Source organism: Halorubrum ezzemoulense, assembly GCF_004126515.1.
Taxonomy (GTDB): domain Archaea; phylum Halobacteriota; class Halobacteria; order Halobacteriales; family Haloferacaceae; genus Halorubrum; species Halorubrum ezzemoulense.
On sequence record NZ_CP034940.1, the window covers coordinates 525,591 to 543,458 of the forward strand.

Below are 17,868 nucleotides of genomic sequence, written 5' to 3' on the forward strand. Positions count from 1 at the left end.
TTCGGTGCCGCTCGTCGCGCCGGCGTCGCGTCCGGATCTCGTTACTCGAGCAGCGCCCGGACCTCGTCTGCGCGTTCCTCGTCGGTGACGAACCGGTCGAGGACCCACTCGATCTGGTCGAGGACGACGTCGTGGCCCGCGTCGGTGAGCTCGTATTGGTTCGTCCGCTTGTCGAGTTCGCTCTTCTCGACGAGCCCGTGGTCGACGAGGTCGTCGAGGTTGGGGTACAGGCGACCGTGGTTCACTTCGGAGCCGTAGTACGCCTCGAGCTCCCGCTTGATGGCGAGACCGTACATGGGCTCCTCGGCCAGGATACTGAGGATGTTCTGCTGGAACGCGGTGAGATCGCTCGCGGCTGTCGACTCATCAGGGACTGATTGTGCCTCTGACATGGTAGTAGGGAGGGCGCTCGAACTTATAATCCTTCTCAACAGTCACTATCATTGCGATGCGTCACTTCCCGGATTTATCCGAGTGCGTCGGTAGGCGCGCTCTCTCGGTGGATGCGCGTTCGATCCGGCGGCTCGGGGCGTTCGACCGATCGATTCCGCGTCCGCTGGTACGCCGACGATCCGTCAGCCAGAATTGGTGTTCGGCGTCCGATCGAAACCCCCAAATCCGGCGCTCGGCCCGCTCCGGGCCGGTGATGCCCGATCCGCCGATGACGACTCCGGACGGCTTCGGACGGCGTGCGCCCGTGCGATCCCGAAAGGACTTTGCCCGACATCCACCCATCATCAGGCACATGGCCAACCTCTGGGAAGATCTCGAGACGGGACCGAACGCGCCGGACGAGATCTACGCCGTCGTCGAGTGCCTCAAAGGCGAGCGGAACAAGTACGAGTACGACAAGGACATTCCCGGCGTCGTCTTAGACCGGGTGCTCCACTCGAACGTCCACTACCCGTACGATTACGGCTTCATCCCGCAGTCGTACTACGACGACGACGACCCCTTCGACGTGATGGTGCTCGTCGAGGACCAGACGTTCCCCGGCTGCGTCGTTGAGGCCCGCCCCGTCGCGCTGATGAAGATGGACGACGACGGCGAGCAGGACGACAAGGTGATCGCGGTGCCGACCGAGGACCCCCGATTCGACCACATCGAGGACCTCGACGACATCCCCCAGCAGACCCTCGACGAGATAGACGAGTTCTTCGCGACCTACAAGAACCTCGAGGCCGGCAAGGAGGTCGAAACGCTCGGCTGGGAGGACAAACAGGCCGCGAAGGACGCCATCGAACACGCGCAGGACCTGTACGACGAACAGATCGCGTAACGCTGTATAACTGTAGCGCATCCGACGTCCGCACACGGATGCGTTATGCCTATGGGTAATTTTTAGGGTGTCGTTCGCCTAGCATCTAATAGAGCCATGAGCGCCACCACGCCCTCCGTCGGCATCGACCACCCGACGGTCGTTCCCGCGAACTTCGACCCGGACGACGACGCCGACGACGCGGCCGAGGACGGCGACGACGCGTAGCGACCTCTGCGTCTCTTCTCAGGCGCGCTCGACGACCGTCGAGAGCCGCGTCGCGTCGGCTCGCAGCGACGCGAACGCGTCGTCGACCCAGTCCACGACTGCGTCGTCGGTCGACTCGATGACGCATCGCGGGTTGTTCTGCTCGTCGTACGCGGCCACGCAGGCCACGTCACCGCAGCGGAAGAGCCCGTACTCGATCGGCTCGGCGCTGACGTACACCTCCGCGGCGTCGTCGTCCAGCGCGCGGTCGGTCGCGGGTTCGAACTCCGCGACCGACGTGTCGGCCGCGTCGCGGTCGATGATCAGCTCCACGTTCGCGCCGTCGTCGAGCGCCGCGGCCGCCGCGTCGTTGAACTGCCGGATGACGACCGGGGAGACGGCCCGGATCTCGCCGCCGTGGTTCTCGTGGAGGAGCTCCGTCAGCCGGTCGACGACCGCGAGGGGGTTCTTCTCGGACGCGACGGTGATGTCGCTGTCGGGAATCCCTTCCGGCGGGAAGTCGACGCCGGCCCGTTCGAGGGTCTCGGCGAACCCGCCGTACCGCTCGCCGCGTTCGACCTCCGTCAGGAGCGTCTCGTAGGCGTCGTGGACGCGCTCGCCGGTCGGCGTCACCCGGTAGGCGGCGTCGCGTTTCACCACCCAGTCCCGCTCGCGGAACCCGCCGAGGATCCGTTGGACCGTCGTTCGGGTCGCGTCGACCGCGTCGGTCAACTCCGCCGGGCGCCGCGGGTCGTCGCGCAGCGCCCGGAGTATTGCGACCCGAACGGGCGAGCCGGCGAGGTACTGTGCGCCGTCGTGTCCGTCCTCGGCCCTCATCGTGTGATCCGTGTGTACGGGTACCGCCCTGTTAACCGTACCGCGTCGCGGTCGGAAGTGTCCGAGCCGAATCCCCCGTTTGGCCCTTGAATCGCCCCTCAGTCGGCTCAGTCCCGATGGCGGAACGAGACGACGGTGCCGACGGTGTCCTCGCCGGCGATACGTTCCGTCGTGACGGTCACGGTCGCGAGCGCGTCCGCCCCGAGCGCCTCCTCGATCACCGCCCGGAGCGCGTCGGGATCGGCGCCCTCCTGAATCACCGGTACGCGGACCTGTCGGCGGTTGACCGCGACGTTTCCGAGGTCGTACTCCGTGTGCTCGAACGCCTCCTGGATCGCCGCTTCGATGTCGGTCATGGCACCGTCCTTTCCGCGCCGCGCGGTGAAAAAACGCGGTCCTCGGTGGATCCCGCGACCGCGCCGGTTCTCAGCCGCTGTCGATCGGAGCAGAACGAGCGATTTCTCGGCGTTCAGCGGCCATGTCAATTTAATACAAACTATTTATACTTCAAATATCTCTATAATACAACCGCAGAACAATCTTAATATTTATTTATCCTGATACTTTTCGAATATGCACGAAAGTGTGGCGGAATACGTGGCAGAGCACCCGAAAATGGCCGGCGTCCTGTTCACCGCGCTGCTGCTGCTGACGCAGGCGGCGCCCGCGGCGGCGAATATCGCTGCAGCGGACCCGGGTCCGTAATAGAAGCCTATAAAAAGTTCAAATTGTCACTCCAGTCAAGTTCTCCATTATAAAAAACAGGGACTGTCTCTAACTCAAGTGACTCTCGGACTTGATTGTCACTTACAGAATTGAACACCGCGTTTGAGGGTACGACATAGTTTTTTGTCGTGTTAGTTATATTTGGAACATATAGACTGCCAACTCCGTAGGGGCCATTCGGAAAGGCACACATCTTGAAGTCCAATGACTCATCATTCGATTTTATGTCAATAACAACGGCAATTCCACTCCGGCTCTGACAAATCGTCGTTCCCCCGTCGCCGACGACGATGTACTGGTGCCCTGTGATCAGCTCGCGCTTCGCCACGTGAAGCGCGGTGCGGAGGTTGAACCCGCTGTTCATCAGGCGGGCGATGATCCGACCGAGTGTCGTCGCGGGCGAGTTCGCCACGTCGGAGAGGGTGACGATGCCGCCGCGCGAGCCGCGGTGGACCAAGGCCTCGCCCTGCTGGTAGGACTGGCAGGCGTTGAGCAGGAAGGCGCTGACGCCGATTTCGAGGTCTTCGTCCGTCAGGTCGAGGTAGCTGTCCGCGCACTGCATCCCGCGGTCGTCGACGTGCCCAATGTAGTGAAGGAAGTCCACGTCGGATTCGAGGGTCTCGCGCATTTCCGTGCGCGTGAGGTCGTGGCGCACCTCGATGTCGAACTGGACCATGTCGCGGAGCCCGTAGAGGTCGGCGACGTTCCCCTCCTCTCGCATCTGCTCGTCGTTACAGACGACGAGGACGGAGATGCGCGACTGCTCGACCTGACCCGCTTCGAGCCGGCGGTGGTACGCGTCGAGCGTCGCCTTGTTCGCGTCGAGCGGGACGCCGTCGCCGACCCACGCGTGCTCGACGGTGTCGACGGGCTCCGGTCGGACGAACTCTGTCTGGGCCGAGACGCCGCCGCGTTCGGCGGAGGCGTCGGCGCCGCGGGTAGTCCCCGCGCTCGTGTCGGCCGTGCTCTCGGCGCCAGCGCTCGCGCCGCCGCGCACGAACTCGGCGTCGCCGAGGGCGCCGCCGTCGGGCGCGACGCCGCCGACCGGGACCTCTCGCCTCGTGGCCGCCGACGGGCTTCGGTCCGCGCCGCCGAAGAAGCCGACGCCGACACCGCCGTCGTCGTCAACCGGTGTGACGGTCTCCGGCGAGCGGACAATCGACAGCTCGCCGGCGACGAACGGGAGCATCTCCACGTTCTCCGGGTCGGGACGGACGTCCGTCGTCAGTGTCCACTGCGGCAGTTCGGGCTTGATATCTTCGAAGGGGACTTCGAGGTACTCGCCGAGTCGCTCCGCGAGCGGCAGGTTGTACAGCCGCTTCCAGTCGAGGTCGAGGCCCGTCGTCTCGCGCTCGTGGAGGTCGACCGGGTAAAATCCCTCCGTGCGGGCGAGACAGTCCATGTGGAACGACTGTCGGAGCACCCGCGCGGTCCGTTCCTCGAACCCCGGTTCGAGCGGGTAGGTCCAGCCGTCGCCCTCGATCCGCGGGGCGTCGCCGGGAACCACGTCGGCCGCGAAGTAGTACGCCAGCGAGACGACCGGGTAGAGGAACCGGTACTCGGGCGGGACGACGATCCGAACGCCGCTTTCGACGGGTTCGACACGTTCCGGGACGCGGAACTCCTCGGCGGGCTCGATCAGCGGTGGGTGACCCCGCAGAGTGGGGAACGACCGCTCCGGGCTCGTCGTCTGAAGCGCGGAGCCGAGCAGGGAGACGGCGTCCATCAGCGACTCCGGGTCCGTGGGGGTGGTGATCGTCCCCGCCGGCGTCTGGTGGAGCGACCGGAAGCCGAGCCCGACGGTGCCCGGCGTGTCGAGATCGATCCGGGTGGTCCGGTCGGTCGTGGAGACGGAGAACCCGGCATCGAAGGTGAGGTACAGTTTCGTCGGGGCGGGGTCGATCCCGACGTGGTACGTGTCCCGTGGCATCTCGTAGCAGTCGCCCCGGGTCAACAGTACCCCGTCAGCGTCACGAGCTTGAACGACCGCGACCCGCGGGATCTCGATCGCCCCGGTCTCGACTGCGACGCTGGCGTCGACCGGGAAGTAGTGGTCCGACTCCGGACGCCGGCGCGGGTCGACCGGCCGGTCGGTGTACACCTCGAACTGGGTGTTCTCGATGTGGTCGGTGACGGTTATCCCGTCGGTCTCGCGCAGCGGGTCGATGTCGATACTCATTAGCGGGCTCACCGCGGCCGTCGGTCGGGGAGACGGCGACCGACGCCGCGGGGGTGGTACCAGTCCGTTGAGCGAAAGCGGCGATAAAGGTTGTGTCGGTCGGATCGCCGCGGACCGAACGGATAAAGTCCCGGCCGCCCCACCTTCGCGTAATGATAACGCTGGGAACGGCCCGCGCCTCTCCGGGCGAGACGGACACGGGCCGTCTCGAGGTGGGGGAGATGCGAGACGGGAGCCCCGTCCGGCTGCCGGTCGCCGCGATCAACGGCGCGGCCGACGGGCCGACGCTGTACGTCCAGGCGGTGAGCGACGGCGACGAGCTGAACGGGTTGGGCGTCGTCAACCGCGTCGTTCCGCGGCTCGACCCGGCGGAGCTGTCCGGCTCGGTCCTCGTCGTCGGCATCGTGAACCACTTCGCGTTCCAGGCCGCCGAACACCGGAACCCGGTCGACGACCGCAAGATGAACCGCGGGTACCCGGGCGACGCCGACGGGACGACGAGCGAGCGGATCGCCCACGAGACGTTCCAGATCGCCAAGCGCGCGGACTACATCCTCGACCTCCACCAGGGGTCGACGAGCCGGATGATAAACGAGACGCGCGTGCGCTGCGGCGTCCGCCACCGGCTCCACGGCGACTGCCTGGAGCTCGCGAAGGCGTTCGGCTGCGGGCACGTCCTCGACATCAAGGGCCCGGACGGCCAGCTCGCGCGGGCCGGCCCGGAGCACGGCATCCCGACCGTCGACCCGGAGCTCGGCGGCTGCGTCGGCTGGGACGAGGAGTCGATCCGATACGGCGTCGAGGGCGTGTTCAACGTGCTCCGCCACTACGGCTTCCTCGACGGCGACGCCGCGCTCGAATCGCAGACTCGGGCGCGCGGCTTCGATCAGTACGGCTCGCCCGCCGGCGGCCTGGTCCGTTTCGAGTGCGAGCTCGGCGAGCGCGTCTCCGCGGGCGACGTCCTCTTCGAGGTGACCGACACCTTCGGCGCGCTGGAGGGGCGCGTGACGGCCGACACCGACGGCATCTTCTGGCGGACGCGCCGGCTCCCGCAGGTGGCCGCGGGGGAGTACGTCTGCTCGATCGGGACGAACGTCGACACGTACTGATGGGCGCTCCCGACGCTCCGTCGCCGAGGGGGCGAGACCCCCGGCGACTCCGCTGTTCCGCGTGCGGCGAGACGTACCGCGACCGCTGGCGCTGTCGGTGCGGCGAACCCCTCGATTTCGCCGATCCCCCGGTTCCGGACGGTCCCGCGCCCGACCCCCAATCGTTCGACGCGCGCGACGGCCTGTGGGCGTTCGACGACCTGCTCGCCGCCGGGGACGACCCCCGCGACCGGGTGACGCTCGGCGAGGGGATGACCCCGCTCGTCGACGCGGACGCGGGCCGCGAGCTCTCGGGAGACGCGGGGAGCGAAGTCGCACCGTGGAACGCGTCGTTCAAGCTGGAGTACGTCTTCCCGACCGGCTCGTTCAAGGACCGCGGCGCGACCGCGACGCTGACGCGGGCTCGCGAGCTGGGCGTCGAGCGCGTCGTCGAGGACTCCTCCGGCAACGCGGGCGCCGCGATCGCGACATACGCCGCCCGGGCCGGAATGGCGGCCGAGATCTACGTCCCGGCCGACGCCAAGGAGTCGAAGCTCCGCGCGATCCGCCGCGCCGGCGCCGAGCCGGTCTGGGTCGAGGGGAGCCGAGGCGACGTGACGGACGCGTGCGTCGCGACGCTCGACGACCGCGAACGCGCCTGGTACGCCAGCCACGCCTGGAACCCGGCGTTCTTCGAGGGCACCGCCACGGTCGCGTACGAGATCGCGCTCCGTCGCGACTGGAACGCCCCGGACGCCGTCGTGACGCCGCTCGGCCACGGGACGCTCTTCCTCGGCGCCTATCGCGGATTCCGTCGGCTCGAACGGGCCGGCTGGATCGACGAGGTCCCCCGCCTCTACGGCGCGCAGGCGGCCGGCGTCGCGCCGATCGTCAGAGCGCTCCGCGGCCCCGACGCCGCCGACCCGGACGGGACGGTCAACGCCGCGGCCGACGGGATCCAGATCGCCGAGCCGGTCCGCGACCGCCAGATCCGGGCGGCGATCGACGCCACCGGCGGCGACGCGCTCGCGGTCACCGAGGCAGCCGCGACGCGCGAACTCGACCGCCTCCACGCCGCCGGCTTCTACACGGAGCCGACCTGCGCGGTCGCGCCCGCGGCGCTGCGGACCCTCCGCGAGCGCGGCGAGATCCGCCCGGACGAGGACGTGGTCGTCCCGCTGACCGGGAGCGGGTTGAAGGGCTGAGGCGAGCGGGGTCGTCGGCTCTCGGGCGAGGCGGACCGACCTCACCGTTACCACTATTCTACCGGCGCCCCTCCCTTTGCGCATGGAGGTGCTCGTCTACGGCGCCGGCGCGCTCGGAAGCCTCGTGGGCGGGCTGCTGGCGCGTACACACGACGTGACGCTCGTCGGGCGCGACCCGCACATGCGGGAGATTCGGGAGGACGGGCTCCGGATCGACGGCGAGGTCGACGCCCGGGTCGCGCCGCGCGCGCTCACTGACGCGACGCACCGGCGAGCCGACCTCGCCTTGGTCACGACGAAGGCGTACGACACTGACGCGGCCGCTCGCGCGCTCGCGACCGGCGAGTACGACGCCGTCTGCTCGCTCCAGAACGGCCTCACCGAGGAGCGCCTGGTCGCCGCGCTCGACGCGACGGTCCTCGCGGGCACCGCGAGCTACGGTGCCCGGTTCGCCGAGCCGGGCCGCGTCACCTGTACCGGCGTCGGCGAGGTCGTCGTCGGGGCGCTCTCCGGCGGCGCGAGCCCCGAGGCCGCGCGGGTCGGCGCCGCCTTCGACGCGGCGGGCGTCGAGGCGGTCGTGGCCGAGGACATGCCGGCCCGGCGCTTCGAGAAGCTCGCCGTCAACGCCGGGATCAACGGACCGTCGGCGCTCGCGCGGACGGCGAACGGCCCGACGCTCGACGGCCCCGCCGGCGAGGTCGCCCGCGAGGCCGCCCGCGAGACGGCCCGCGTCGCCCGTGCGGTCGGGGTAGACCTGTCCGACGAACGGGCGGCCGACGCCGTCGAGCGCGTCGCCACCGACACCGCGGCGAACCGGTCGTCCATGTACGAGGACGTGGCGAACGGACGCCGCACAGAGGTCGACGCTATCTACGGCGCGGTCGTCGACCGGGGCGACCGGCGCGGCGTGTCGGCGCCGACCTGCCGGACGGTCGGGTCACTGATCCGCGGCTGGGAAGCGGCCCGCGGGCTCCGGTAATGCGGGACCGATTCGGGAAAACGAGACGGCGGCTCTGCTCGGCGACGGCTACGCGCTCAACACCACTCCTTGAGGACGGTCGCGTCGGTCTCGTCGACCGACACCCACGCGTCCTCTCGCGAGACGTCCGCGATGACGAACTCCGGCCGCGACGCCGACGAGTCGACGGACGCCATCACGTCCGGCGCGTCGGCGGCGTCGAGCGCCGGGTCCGTCGGGAGCGCAGTCCGGCGGCGGTCGGGGTCCGGGTCGTCCCATGGAGTGGAACTCCGTGACATGGTTGTGAATAGTTCACAGTACGTATAAGAGTTGCGAACGCGATCGAATTCGGCCGTCGGATCGGAGATTCCGGGGACGCTCTGCCGACGGTTCTTTCCGCGGAGCGCCCGCCGAACGACGATCCGCCGAAACGTGTCGGTTTCTACATCGGCTCGCGGGATCCTGTAGGGCCCCGCCTGACCGGGTCCGATCGCCGCTGACCCGGCCCCGCGCGCTGGCGGTCCAGCTCCGCGTGTCGCTGACTAGACCCTGCGTGCCGCTGACCGCTCCCGCGTGTCGCCGCCCGGCCTCGCGTGCCGGTGGTCCGGCTCCGCACACCTTCGCAGTATACAAGAGGTGTCACGCTGAAAGACGGGCATGAACGTCGCAGACGCCATGACGCCCCGCTCGGAGCTCGTCGTCGTCGAGATACCCGGGAGCCGCAACGACGTGTTAGAGTACATCCAAGAGCACGGCTTCTCGTCCGTGCCCGTCGTGAAGGACGTCGACGGCGACGAGGTGTACCGCGGGCTCGTCACGCGCGACGACCTGATCGAACAGCCGGACGAGGACCAGCTCGCGCTGCTGATGCGCGAGGTCCCCACCGTCGGGGCCGCCGCCGACATCGTCGACGCCGCCCGGACGATGGCCGCCGAGGGCTCGCGCCGGCTCCCCGTGGTCGACGGCGACGAGCTCGTTGGTATCGTCACCGTCACCGACGTGGTGCGGGCGATCGCCCGCGGCGAGGTCGACGGCGAGACGCGCGTGGGCGAGCTCGCGACCCGGGCGGTCAACGCGACCCACACCGACACGCCGCTGCCGGTCGCCGAGCGCGAGATCGCGCTCTCGGGGGTACCGTACGCGGTCGTCCTCGACGACGACGCCGCGACCGCGGGGATGCTCACCGAGGTCGACATCCTGGAGGTCGCCCGCGTCGTCGAGGGCGAGGCGAGCACCGGCGACTCGATCGCCGACCAGGACTCCGACTGGTCGTGGGAGGGGATCAAGGCGACGGGCGCGCGCTACCTCCCGACCCGGAACGTCGAGATCCCCGCGGAGGCGGTCCGCCACTTCATGACCGAGGACCTCATCACCGTCAACGCCACGCGGACGGCCAAGGAGGTCGCTCAAGAGCTCATCAGCAACGACATCGAGCAGGTCCCGCTCGTCTCCGGCACCGATCTGGACGGGATCGTCCGAGACGTCGACCTGCTGGAGGGGTTATAATGGCCGCGGACGTGCTCGCCGAGCTCGCGAAGCGCCGGGGCTTCTTCTTCGGATCGAACGGCGCCTACGGCGGCACCGCCGGCTTCTACACGTTCGGCCCGCAGGGCGCGGCGCTCAAGCGGAACGTCGAGGACGCGTGGCGCGACCGGTTTACCATCCGCGAGGGGAACCGCGAAATCGAGGCGCCGACGGTGATGCCAGAGGCCGTGTTCGAGGCCTCCGGCCACCTGGAGGGGTTCGACGACATGCTCGTCGAGTGCCCCGAGTGCGGCGCGTCCCACCGCGCCGACCACCTCGTCGAGGACGTCACGGAGATCGAGGACGCCGAGGCGCTGCCCGGCGAAGAGGTCGCCGAGCTCATCGCCGACAACGACATCGCCTGTCCCGCCTGCGGCACCGAACTCGCCGGCCAGCCGGTCGAGGCGTTCAACCTCATGTTCGCGACCGACATCGGCCCCGGCGACGCCCAACCCGGCTACCTCCGGCCGGAGACGGCCCAGGGGATCTTCGTGGAGTTCCCGCGGCTGAAGGAGTACGCCCGCGGGAACCTCCCGTTCGGGATCACCCAGATCGGCCCGGCCTACCGCAACGAGATCTCGCCGCGCGGCGGGCTCCTCCGCCTCCGCGAGTTCACGCAGGCCGAGTTGGAGCAGTTCATCGACCCCGAGGCGGACGAGCCGCCGCTCGACCGCGTGCGCGACGTGGAGGTCTGCCTCTACCCCGCGACGGAGCAGGAGGCCGACGACGGCGACTACCTCGACACGACGGTCGGCGAGGCGGTCGACGAGGGCGTCATCGGCTCCCCGTGGGTCGGCTACTACCTCGGCGTCGCGCAGGAGTGGTACGAGCGCGTCGGCGTCGACCTCGACCGGTTCCGCTTCCGCCAGCACCTCGCCGGCGAGCGCGCCCACTACGCCGCCGACTGCTGGGACGCCGAGAGCGAGGTCGACGGCGACTGGATCGAGATCGCCGGCTTCGCGTACCGCGGCGACTACGACCTCTCGAAGCACGACGAGTACGGCGACGACTCGTTTACAGTGTTCAAACGGTACGACGAGCCGAAGACGGTCGAGCGCGCGACCGTCGACCCCGACATGTCCGTCCTCGGCCCGGAGTTCGGCGGCGACGCCGCCGCGGTCGCCGAGGCGCTCGAAGCCCTCGCGGAGCGCGACCCCGACGCGTTCGACGGCGAGACGGTCGAGGTGACGGTCGGCGAGGGCGACGACGCCGAGACGCACGCGGTCGACGTCGACGTCGCGGACTTCTCGGTCGAGGCGGTGACCGAGAGCGGCGAGCACATCACGCCCCACGTCGTCGAGCCGTCGTTCGGCGTCGGCCGGACCGTCCAGACGCTGCTCGCGCACGCCTACAGCGAGGACGAGGTCGACGGCGAGGAGCGCACCTACCTCTCGCTCGAACCCGAGGTCGCGCCGCAGGACGCCGCCGTCTTCCCGCTCGTCACCAACGACGACCGCCTGACCGGGCTCGCCGACGAGGTGGCGGCCGACCTGCGGGCCGCCGGGCTCGCGGTCGCGTACGACGACTCCGGCTCGATCGGCCGCCGCTACCGCCGGCAGGACGAGGTCGGCACCCCGTTCTGCGTCACCGTCGACCGCGACGGGATCGAGGGCGACGGGCCCGACACCGTCACGCTCCGCGAGCGCGACTCCGCGGCGCAGGTCCGGATCCCGGTCGCGCACCTCGCCGACGAGCTGACGGCGCTCCGGGAGGGCGAGCCGTTCGCGTCCGTCGCCGACCGGTACGACGCGGTCGACACCGACGTCGAGACGGCGGGGAACTGAGGGCGTGCGTCTCCCGGCCGCCGCGTGGCGCGAGCGCGTGGAGTTCGAGCGGCGGCTGGTCCACGCCAGCGGCACGCTGTACCCGGTCCCGTTCTTACTTGGCTGGATCTCTTGGGAGACCACCGGGCGACTGCTGATCCTCAGCGTCGCGATCGCCGGGGCTCTCGAAGCGCTGCGGCTCGCCGACTCCGTCGGCCCGCTCGCCCCGCTGTACGACGCGCTCGTCCGCGACTACGAGGCCGACGGGATCGCTGGGTACGCGCTGTATCAGGCCGGGATGGCGGCGACCGCGCTCGTCTTCGCGCCCGTCTTCGCCGTACCCGCGATGTGGATGCTCTCCGTCGGCGACCCGATAAGCGGCGGGCTCGGCGAGAACGCGGCGACGGAGCCGAAGCGCCTCCCGGTGGTGGCGGCGATGGTGTTCGTCTGCTTCGGGATCGCCGTCCCGTACGCGATCCCCGAGTTCGGCCCCGATCCGGGCGTGATCGTCGCGCTCGCGGGGGCGATCCCCGCGGCGATCGCCGACGGGCTCCCGCCGCTCATCCGCGGCGTGGCGGTCGACGACAACCTCACCATCCCGCCGGCGGCCGCCGGCGGCATGTTCCTCGCGGCCGCGCTGATCGGGTAGGCGCATCGCCCGGAGCGCAACGGCGGCGCTGTCGCTCGCCGGGCGAAACTGAGAGAAGCGCCGAGGCGGAGATTTGAACTCCGGTGTCCGAATGGACAGTAGATTTCGAATCTACCGCCTTGGCCAGGCTAGGCTACCTCGGCTCGACTCGACGTTGGCCGGTTCCGCTGTTATGCGTTTCGATCGCGGTCGCGGCGCGGTCTCGGACCGCCGGTCCGTCACCCCACCGTTCCGCCGACAACGCTTTTCGGCCCGGCTCCCGTGCGGTGGATATGGACGTCCCCGAAGCGGCCGACGCCTGCGCCCGCGTCGTGAGCGAGGTCGGCGGCGCGGTCGTCGCCGACCGCGAGTTCCTCGACCGCGTCACCCTCGGCATCCTCGCCCGCGGCCACGTCCTCCTGGAGGACGTGCCGGGCACCGGAAAGACCCTCTCAGCGCGCTCGTTCGCGACCGCGCTCGGTCTGGAGTTCTCGCGGATTCAGTTCACCCCGGACCTCCTGCCGGCCGACGTCACCGGCACAAACGTGTTCGACGAGCGCGACGGCTCCTTCAGCTTCTCGCCGGGGCCGATCTTCGCGAACGTCGTGCTCGCCGACGAGATCAACCGCGCCCCGCCGAAGACGCAGGCCGCTCTCCTGGAAGCGATGGAGGAGGGGCAGGTGACCGTCGACGGCGAGACGCACGCCCTGCCGAGCCCGTTCTACGTGATCGCGACGCAGAACCCGGTCGAGAGCGAGGGCGCGTTCCCGCTGCCGGAGGCCCAGCTCGACCGCTTCACGATCAAGACCTCGATCGGCTACCCGGACGAGGACGGCGAGTTAGAGCTCCTCCGGCGGCGTGCCGGCCGCGTCGAGCAGTCGCCGACGGTCGAGCGCGTCCTCGATCCCGACTCCGTGGCGGCGCTGCGGGAGGTGCCGGAGTCCGTCCGCGTCGAGGACGATCTGCTCCGCTACGCGGCGGCGCTCGCGCGGGCGACCCGGGAGGACCGCCGCGTCGAGGCCGGCGTCTCCCCGCGGGGGACACAGCGCCTCTTCGAGACCGCCCGCGCGGCGGCGGTGATCGCCGGCCGTGAGTTCGTCACGCCCGACGACGTGAAGCGGGTCGCGCAGCCGACGCTCGCCCACCGGCTCGTGTTGACGCCGGACGCGGCCGTCAACGACGTCGACGAGCGCGACGTGATCGCCGACGTGCTCGACCGCGTCGCGGTGCCGACGGTGGACGCGGCCGAGGCGTAGCTCCCGCGACGACCGCCGCTATCGCCGCTACTCCGCGTTCTCGTCCCGCTCCGCCAGCAGTTCGGTCGCCGTGAGCAGCGACTCCAGCTCGATGTCGTGCTCGGCGAGCAGCGCTTCCGCGCCCTCCTCGCGGTCGACGACGACCAGCACGCGGTCCACCGTCGCGCCCGCCTCCCGCAGCGCCTCGACCGCGTCGACAGCGGACTGCCCCGTGGTGGCGATGTCCTCGATCACGACGACCTCCTCGCCGTCGCCGAGGTGCCCCTCGATCCGGTTGCCCGTGCCGTACTCCTTCGCCTGTTTGCGCGCGATGACGTACGGACGACCGAGCTCGGCGGCCGTCACCGCCACCAGCGGGACCGCGCCCAGCGCGACTCCCGCCAGCTTCGCGTCGGCGTCGGCCAGCCGGTCAGCGAACGCCTCGGCGACGAGCGTCAGCGCGTCCGGGTCGGTCTCGAAGAGGTACTTGTCGACGTAGTAGTCGCTCGTCCCGCCGTGGGACAGCTCGAACTCGCCGAACCGGACGGCGTCGGCGGCGGTGAGCGCCGCGATCAGCTCGCGTCGTCGGTCGTCGTCGGTCATACGCCGAGAAGGGCCGCGGCCGACAATAAACGGGTCGGAACGCGGAGGGGCTCGTCTCTCTCCCGCCCCGCTCACTCCGCCGCCGGCAGGACGAGCGTCACGGTCGTTCCCCCGCCGCCGAGGCCGTCGTCGAACCGGATCTCGCCGCCGTACGCCTCCACGACCCACGCGGCGATCCACAGCCCGACGCCGGTGTTGTGCTGTAGCTGGGTCACCTCGCGGACGCCGGTGATCACCTCCCGTACCGCGGTCGGCACCCCCGGCCCGTCGTCCGCGACGCTCACACGCACGACCCCGCCGTCCAGGTCGCGCTCGGCGCTCACCGCGACGCGCGGCGCGTCGCCGCCGTGTTCGACCGCGTTCTCGACGAGGTGATCGATCGCGACCGAGAGGCGGTCGTCGCCGCGCACCGCGATCCCCGCCGGCACGTCGGCGGTGATCCGCGTGTCCGGCCGATCGGCCGCGTGTCGCGCGGTGACCGCCTCGACGATCGGTCCCACGTCGACCGGCTCGGGGTCGGTCGCGTACCCCTCCTCGACGATCCCCCGGAGGGTCCCGGCCCCCTCGGCGACGTCGGTCAGCCGCTTGCCCGTGGTCTCGATCCGCCGGGCGTAGTCGCGGATCCGGTCGTCGTCGGTCCGATCGGCGATTTCGCCGGCGAAGCCGAACACGACGTTCAGCTCGTTCCGCAGGTTGTGCCTGAGGATCCGGTTGACGATCCGCACGTAGCGTTCGCGGCGCTTCCGGTCGGTGATGTCGGTGTAGATGCCGAAGGCGCGTCGGTCGCCCTCGGTCTCGTAGCTGAAGCCGCGGAAGAGGAACTCCCGCGGCCCCTCGACGGTCTGTCGTCTGATCTCCTCCGCGGCGAAGCCGTGTTCGCGGACCAGCGCGTCGAGGTCCGCCGCCTCGACGGCGCTCGCCTCGACGCTGTCTCCCAGCCGGTAGTCGTGGATGTCCAACGCCTCGATCGTCCGGCCGCGCAGCGCCGCCTCGTCCACGCCGAACTGCGCCTCGAACGCCGGGTTGGCGCCGTCGATCACCGTCTCGTCGTCTTCGAAGACGACCTCTATCACCGGGTCGGGAATGCGGTCGAACAGCCGCCGGAAGCGGTCGCGCTCGGCCGACAGCTCGGTCCGCGTCCGGAAGAGGTCGGTCGTGTCCGACAGCGATCCGACGACGCCGCCCCCGCGGTCGGACAGCGACGACAGCCGGAGTCGGCCGTGCCGCGGTCCGCGATCGCCGTCGCGCTCGACGCTCAGGTCGACCGTCCTCGTCGGCTCTCGACCGCCCGCGACCTCGGCCGGTGTGCCGGTGAGCGCGCCGACCGCGTCTACCACGCGCTCCGCGTCGTCCGGGGCGACGAGCGCGTCGAGCCGCCGACCGACGATGTCCCCGGTGCCGCCGGCGCCGACCCACTCGGCGAACGGCCCGGTGGCGTAGGTGACGGCGCCGTCGCCGTCGAGGACGCACACCATGTCGTCGACGTTCTTCAGCGCGTCCTCGTAGGTCCGGAGCCGCCGGCGCCGGTCGTTGGCGTCCATCGTGGCGACGGCGTTCGTCGCCAGCAGTTCGAGCACGCTGACGTCGCTCTCGCCGAAGGCGTCCGGCTCTCTGGACCCGACGATGAACACGCCGTGGTCCCCGAGCGGAACCGCGACGAACGACCGCATCCCGTGGTACTCGGTCCGGTCGCCGTTCGACGGGCCGCCGCCGATCGACGCGAGCCGCTCGTCGGTCGCGAGGTCGTCGCACACCCACGTCTCGCCGTCTCGGAACACCGCACCGGTGATCCCCTCGCTCGGCGGTCGCGGGTCCCGGCTGGCGGCGAACGCGTCGCCGATCCCCTCGCTCGTGGCGGCGAGGCGGAGCAGGTCCGCGTCCTCGTCGAAGAGCCGCACGCCGCTTATCTGGTAGCCGAGGATCTGGTCCGCGGCCTCGACCAGCCGCTCGGCGACCCCGTCCGCGTCGCTCTCCCGCTGGACGCGTTCGACGGTCCCGAGCAGCCGTTCGAGCGTCTGCTCGCGGCGCTTCCGCTCGGAGACGTCGGCGAAGAACACGGAGAGCCCGTTGGGCGAGGGGTAGGCGGTCACGTCGGTCCACAGGTCGAGCGGCTCGTACCGGTCCTCGAAGGAGACGACCTCTTGGGTCTCCATCGCCCGTCGGTAGTTCCGCTCGTACTTCCGCCCGAGCGCCGCCGGGAACTCCGCCCAGATGTCGGCGCCGATCAGCTCGTCGGCGTCGCGGTCGAGCAGCGTCGCGGCGGCCTCGTTCACGTAGGTGAACCGGAACTCGTCGTCGAGCGCGAAGAACCCGTCCTCGATCCGGTCGAGCGTCTCCTCGAACCGGTCGACGGCCGCAGCCCGCTCCTCGCGGACCACCTCGCGCTCGATCGCGCCGCCGAGCCACTCCGCGAGCAGTTCGACGAACAGCCGCTCCGACGCGTCGAACGGGCGGTCGCGGGGCCCGACGTCGAGGAAACAGAGCGTCCCGTATACCTCGCCGTCGACGACGACCCGACCGCCGACGTAGCTGCCGACGCCGGACCGCTCGTACGCCGGATCGCCGGCCAGCCCCGCCGCCTCTGGGTCGGTGATCGTGACCACGCCCGAGTCGCCCTCGGCCGCGCCGTCGCCTCCGGTCTCCGACCCGCCTTCGGTCGCTCCGTCGCCTCCGCTCTCCTCGCCGCTTCCGGGCGCCCCGTCGCTTTCCGGTCCCGCGCCGGCACCGCCGCGAACCGTTCGCCGGCAGTAGGTCAGCTCCAGCGGGAGCGTCCCGTCGTCGTCGAGCTCGTCCGCCGCGATCGACTCCACAAGCCCGGTCGAGTCCCGGTACCGCTGGATCTCGATCCAGTCGCCCTCGACCCGCGACGAGTAGCCGATCGACAGGTCGAGGTAGTCTCGCCCGAGGTCGAGCAGGGCGTCGACCTGCTCGTCGAGGTCGGCGCACCGGTCCGAGACGATCCGCACGAACGGTTCGAGGAACTCCCGCCCGCCCGCGGTCGTCGGTTCCGGTTCGGGCCCGCCCGCGGTCGTCGGTTCCGGTTCGGGCCCGCCCGCGGTCGTCGGTTCCGGTTCGGGTCCGCCTGCGTCCGGTGACTCCGGTCCGGGTCCGTCGTGTGCCGGCTCTGTCCCCGCTCCGTCGCGGTCGTCGCGTCCGCCATCGATCGCCTCCACGCGGTCGGCGAGCGTCTCGCCATCGGCCGCGAGCCGTCGCCCGGACACGTACTCGATCCCGAGCCGGCTCGCGTCGATGGCCGCGTCCGCGTCGTCGCCCGCCGAGTAGGCGAGCACGGCCGCGTCCGGGTAGCGGTTGCGGACCGATTCGAGGCGGTCGAGCGCGGCCGCGTCGCGCTCGACCGAGATCCCCCGGCTCGCGGCCCCGTCGCCGTTCAGTTCCGGCGCGTCGCGGTCACCTCGGGTCTCGTCGTCGAACAGCCTGACGACGACCCTCGCCGGATCGACGCTCCGGTCCGGGTCCCGGTCCGCGTCGCTCGCGACCTCGCTCGCTCGGCGGACGCGCGTCTCCGCGGGGAGCTCTCCCCACGCCGCGTCCACCGGCTCGCCGAGGTGGAGCGTCGGCTCAGCAGACATCCGTTACGGAACGGCACCGCGGCGGTCGCCCGCGGCCGGCGGGTCCCTCAGCGGCCATCCACCCTGT

General features: G+C 70.4%; 16 protein-coding genes and 1 tRNA gene. 9 read left to right on the plus strand and 8 right to left on the minus strand.

From position 1 onward, the window contains the following. Window positions 1-41 precede the first annotated feature (41 nt). Window positions 42-392, minus strand: a complete 351-nt coding sequence (locus EO776_RS02585; protein WP_049931372.1) for a PadR family transcriptional regulator — start codon at window positions 390-392, stop codon at window positions 42-44. 353 nt (window positions 393-745) lie between these two features. Between EO776_RS02585 and EO776_RS02590 the strand changes: the two genes are divergently transcribed. Further along, window positions 746-1,279 (plus strand): inorganic diphosphatase, encoded by a 534-nt coding sequence (locus EO776_RS02590; protein WP_100050347.1) that lies wholly within the window; start codon window positions 746-748, stop codon window positions 1,277-1,279. A gap of 225 nt (window positions 1,280-1,504) precedes the next feature. Here the strand turns inward: EO776_RS02590 and EO776_RS02595 are convergent, their stop codons facing one another. Both EO776_RS02595 and EO776_RS02600 read right to left on the minus strand, forming a co-directional pair. Continuing rightward, window positions 1,505-2,302 carry a helix-turn-helix transcriptional regulator gene (locus tag EO776_RS02595; RefSeq protein WP_089308061.1) on the minus strand — a complete coding sequence of 266 codons (798 nt, stop codon included), beginning with the start codon at window positions 2,300-2,302 and terminating at the stop codon, window positions 1,505-1,507. A gap of 107 nt (window positions 2,303-2,409) precedes the next feature. Continuing rightward, window positions 2,410-2,658: a hypothetical protein gene (locus EO776_RS02600; RefSeq protein ID WP_100050348.1), complete on the minus strand. Its 249-nt coding sequence runs from the start codon at window positions 2,656-2,658 to the stop codon at window positions 2,410-2,412. 217 nt (window positions 2,659-2,875) lie between these two features. Here EO776_RS02600 and EO776_RS19585 point away from each other — a divergent pair, with 217 nt between their 5' ends. Further along, on the plus strand, window positions 2,876-3,007 hold the full coding sequence (locus EO776_RS19585) for a DUF7503 family protein (RefSeq protein ID WP_256948684.1): 132 nt from the start codon (window positions 2,876-2,878) through the stop codon (window positions 3,005-3,007). A gap of 7 nt (window positions 3,008-3,014) precedes the next feature. Here EO776_RS19585 and EO776_RS02605 read toward each other — a convergent pair whose 3' ends face one another. Then, on the minus strand, window positions 3,015-5,207 hold the full coding sequence (locus EO776_RS02605; RefSeq protein WP_129452354.1) for a caspase family protein: 2,193 nt from the start codon (window positions 5,205-5,207) through the stop codon (window positions 3,015-3,017). 152 nt (window positions 5,208-5,359) lie between these two features. Between EO776_RS02605 and EO776_RS02610 the strand changes: the two genes are divergently transcribed. The 3 genes from EO776_RS02610 to EO776_RS02620 all read left to right on the plus strand — a co-directional run bounded on the left by EO776_RS02610 (window position 5,360) and on the right by EO776_RS02620 (window position 8,479). Further along, complete coding sequence (locus EO776_RS02610; protein ID WP_094494406.1) at window positions 5,360-6,316, plus strand: succinylglutamate desuccinylase/aspartoacylase family protein; 957 nt, start codon at window positions 5,360-5,362, stop codon at window positions 6,314-6,316. Further along, a complete protein-coding gene (locus tag EO776_RS02615; RefSeq protein ID WP_100050350.1) occupies window positions 6,316-7,500 on the plus strand; it encodes a pyridoxal-phosphate dependent enzyme in 1,185 nt (394 codons plus the stop codon). Before EO776_RS02610 ends, EO776_RS02615 begins: the two co-directional genes overlap by 1 nt. An 82-nt stretch (window positions 7,501-7,582) precedes the next feature. Continuing rightward, window positions 7,583-8,479, plus strand: a complete 897-nt coding sequence (locus EO776_RS02620; protein WP_049931379.1) for a ketopantoate reductase family protein — start codon at window positions 7,583-7,585, stop codon at window positions 8,477-8,479. 56 nt (window positions 8,480-8,535) lie between these two features. On the opposite strand, the gene EO776_RS02625 is transcribed toward EO776_RS02620, so the two are convergent. Further along, complete coding sequence (locus EO776_RS02625) at window positions 8,536-8,757, minus strand: DUF7556 family protein (RefSeq protein WP_094494408.1); 222 nt, start codon at window positions 8,755-8,757, stop codon at window positions 8,536-8,538. Window positions 8,758-9,115: 358 nt separating this feature from the next. Between EO776_RS02625 and EO776_RS02630 the strand changes: the two genes are divergently transcribed. The 3 genes from EO776_RS02630 to EO776_RS02640 are packed head-to-tail and all read left to right on the plus strand — an operon-like array spanning window position 9,116 to window position 12,394. Continuing rightward, entirely contained in the window at window positions 9,116-9,964 is an 849-nt protein-coding gene (locus EO776_RS02630) for a CBS domain-containing protein (RefSeq protein ID WP_049931381.1), read from the plus strand. Then, window positions 9,964-11,766 carry a glycine--tRNA ligase gene (glyS, locus tag EO776_RS02635; protein ID WP_049931382.1) on the plus strand — a complete coding sequence of 601 codons (1,803 nt, stop codon included), beginning with the start codon at window positions 9,964-9,966 and terminating at the stop codon, window positions 11,764-11,766. Before EO776_RS02630 ends, glyS begins: the two co-directional genes overlap by 1 nt. Window positions 11,767-11,770: 4 nt before the next feature. Then, the gene (locus tag EO776_RS02640; protein ID WP_049931383.1) at window positions 11,771-12,394 is read left to right on the plus strand and encodes a hypothetical protein; all 624 of its coding nucleotides are present in this window, start codon (window positions 11,771-11,773) and stop codon (window positions 12,392-12,394) included. Between the two features lie 58 nt (window positions 12,395-12,452). Here the strand turns inward: EO776_RS02640 and EO776_RS02645 are convergent. Beyond that, a tRNA-Ser gene (locus EO776_RS02645) sits at window positions 12,453-12,537 on the minus strand. A gap of 129 nt (window positions 12,538-12,666) precedes the next feature. Between EO776_RS02645 and EO776_RS02650 the strand changes: the two genes are divergently transcribed. Beyond that, entirely contained in the window at window positions 12,667-13,629 is a 963-nt protein-coding gene (locus EO776_RS02650) for an AAA family ATPase (protein ID WP_049931384.1), read from the plus strand. Window positions 13,630-13,656: 27 nt separating this feature from the next. Here EO776_RS02650 and pyrE read toward each other — a convergent pair whose 3' ends face one another. Both pyrE and EO776_RS02660 read right to left on the minus strand, forming a co-directional pair. Then, complete coding sequence (gene pyrE / locus EO776_RS02655; protein ID WP_129452355.1) at window positions 13,657-14,211, minus strand: orotate phosphoribosyltransferase; 555 nt, start codon at window positions 14,209-14,211, stop codon at window positions 13,657-13,659. Between the two features lie 71 nt (window positions 14,212-14,282). Continuing rightward, window positions 14,283-17,801, minus strand: a complete 3,519-nt coding sequence (locus EO776_RS02660) for a PAS domain-containing protein (protein ID WP_129452356.1) — start codon at window positions 17,799-17,801, stop codon at window positions 14,283-14,285. Window positions 17,802-17,868 lie beyond the last annotated feature (67 nt).

Bases quoted from the DNA above. Each gene is read 5' to 3' on its own strand.
- EO776_RS02585 (WP_049931372.1), bottom strand. From the start codon at position 392: ATGTCAGAGGCACAATCAGTCCCTGATGAGTCGACAGCCGCGAGCGAT.
- EO776_RS02610 (WP_094494406.1), top strand. From the start codon at position 5,360: ATGATAACGCTGGGAACGGCCCGCGCCTCTCCGGGCGAGACGGACACG.
- EO776_RS02590 (WP_100050347.1), top strand. From the start codon at position 746: ATGGCCAACCTCTGGGAAGATCTCGAGACGGGACCGAACGCGCCGGAC.
- EO776_RS19585 (WP_256948684.1), top strand. From the start codon at position 2,876: ATGCACGAAAGTGTGGCGGAATACGTGGCAGAGCACCCGAAAATGGCC.
- pyrE (WP_129452355.1), bottom strand. From the start codon at position 14,211: ATGACCGACGACGACCGACGACGCGAGCTGATCGCGGCGCTCACCGCC.
- EO776_RS02620 (WP_049931379.1), top strand. From the start codon at position 7,583: ATGGAGGTGCTCGTCTACGGCGCCGGCGCGCTCGGAAGCCTCGTGGGC.
- EO776_RS02615 (WP_100050350.1), top strand. From the start codon at position 6,316: ATGGGCGCTCCCGACGCTCCGTCGCCGAGGGGGCGAGACCCCCGGCGA.
- EO776_RS02625 (WP_094494408.1), bottom strand. From the start codon at position 8,757: ATGTCACGGAGTTCCACTCCATGGGACGACCCGGACCCCGACCGCCGC.
- EO776_RS02650 (WP_049931384.1), top strand. From the start codon at position 12,667: ATGGACGTCCCCGAAGCGGCCGACGCCTGCGCCCGCGTCGTGAGCGAG.
- EO776_RS02605 (WP_129452354.1), bottom strand. From the start codon at position 5,207: ATGAGTATCGACATCGACCCGCTGCGCGAGACCGACGGGATAACCGTC.
- EO776_RS02600 (WP_100050348.1), bottom strand. From the start codon at position 2,658: ATGACCGACATCGAAGCGGCGATCCAGGAGGCGTTCGAGCACACGGAG.
- EO776_RS02630 (WP_049931381.1), top strand. From the start codon at position 9,116: ATGAACGTCGCAGACGCCATGACGCCCCGCTCGGAGCTCGTCGTCGTC.
- glyS (WP_049931382.1), top strand. From the start codon at position 9,964: ATGGCCGCGGACGTGCTCGCCGAGCTCGCGAAGCGCCGGGGCTTCTTC.
- EO776_RS02595 (WP_089308061.1), bottom strand. From the start codon at position 2,302: ATGAGGGCCGAGGACGGACACGACGGCGCACAGTACCTCGCCGGCTCG.
- EO776_RS02660 (WP_129452356.1), bottom strand. From the start codon at position 17,801: ATGTCTGCTGAGCCGACGCTCCACCTCGGCGAGCCGGTGGACGCGGCG.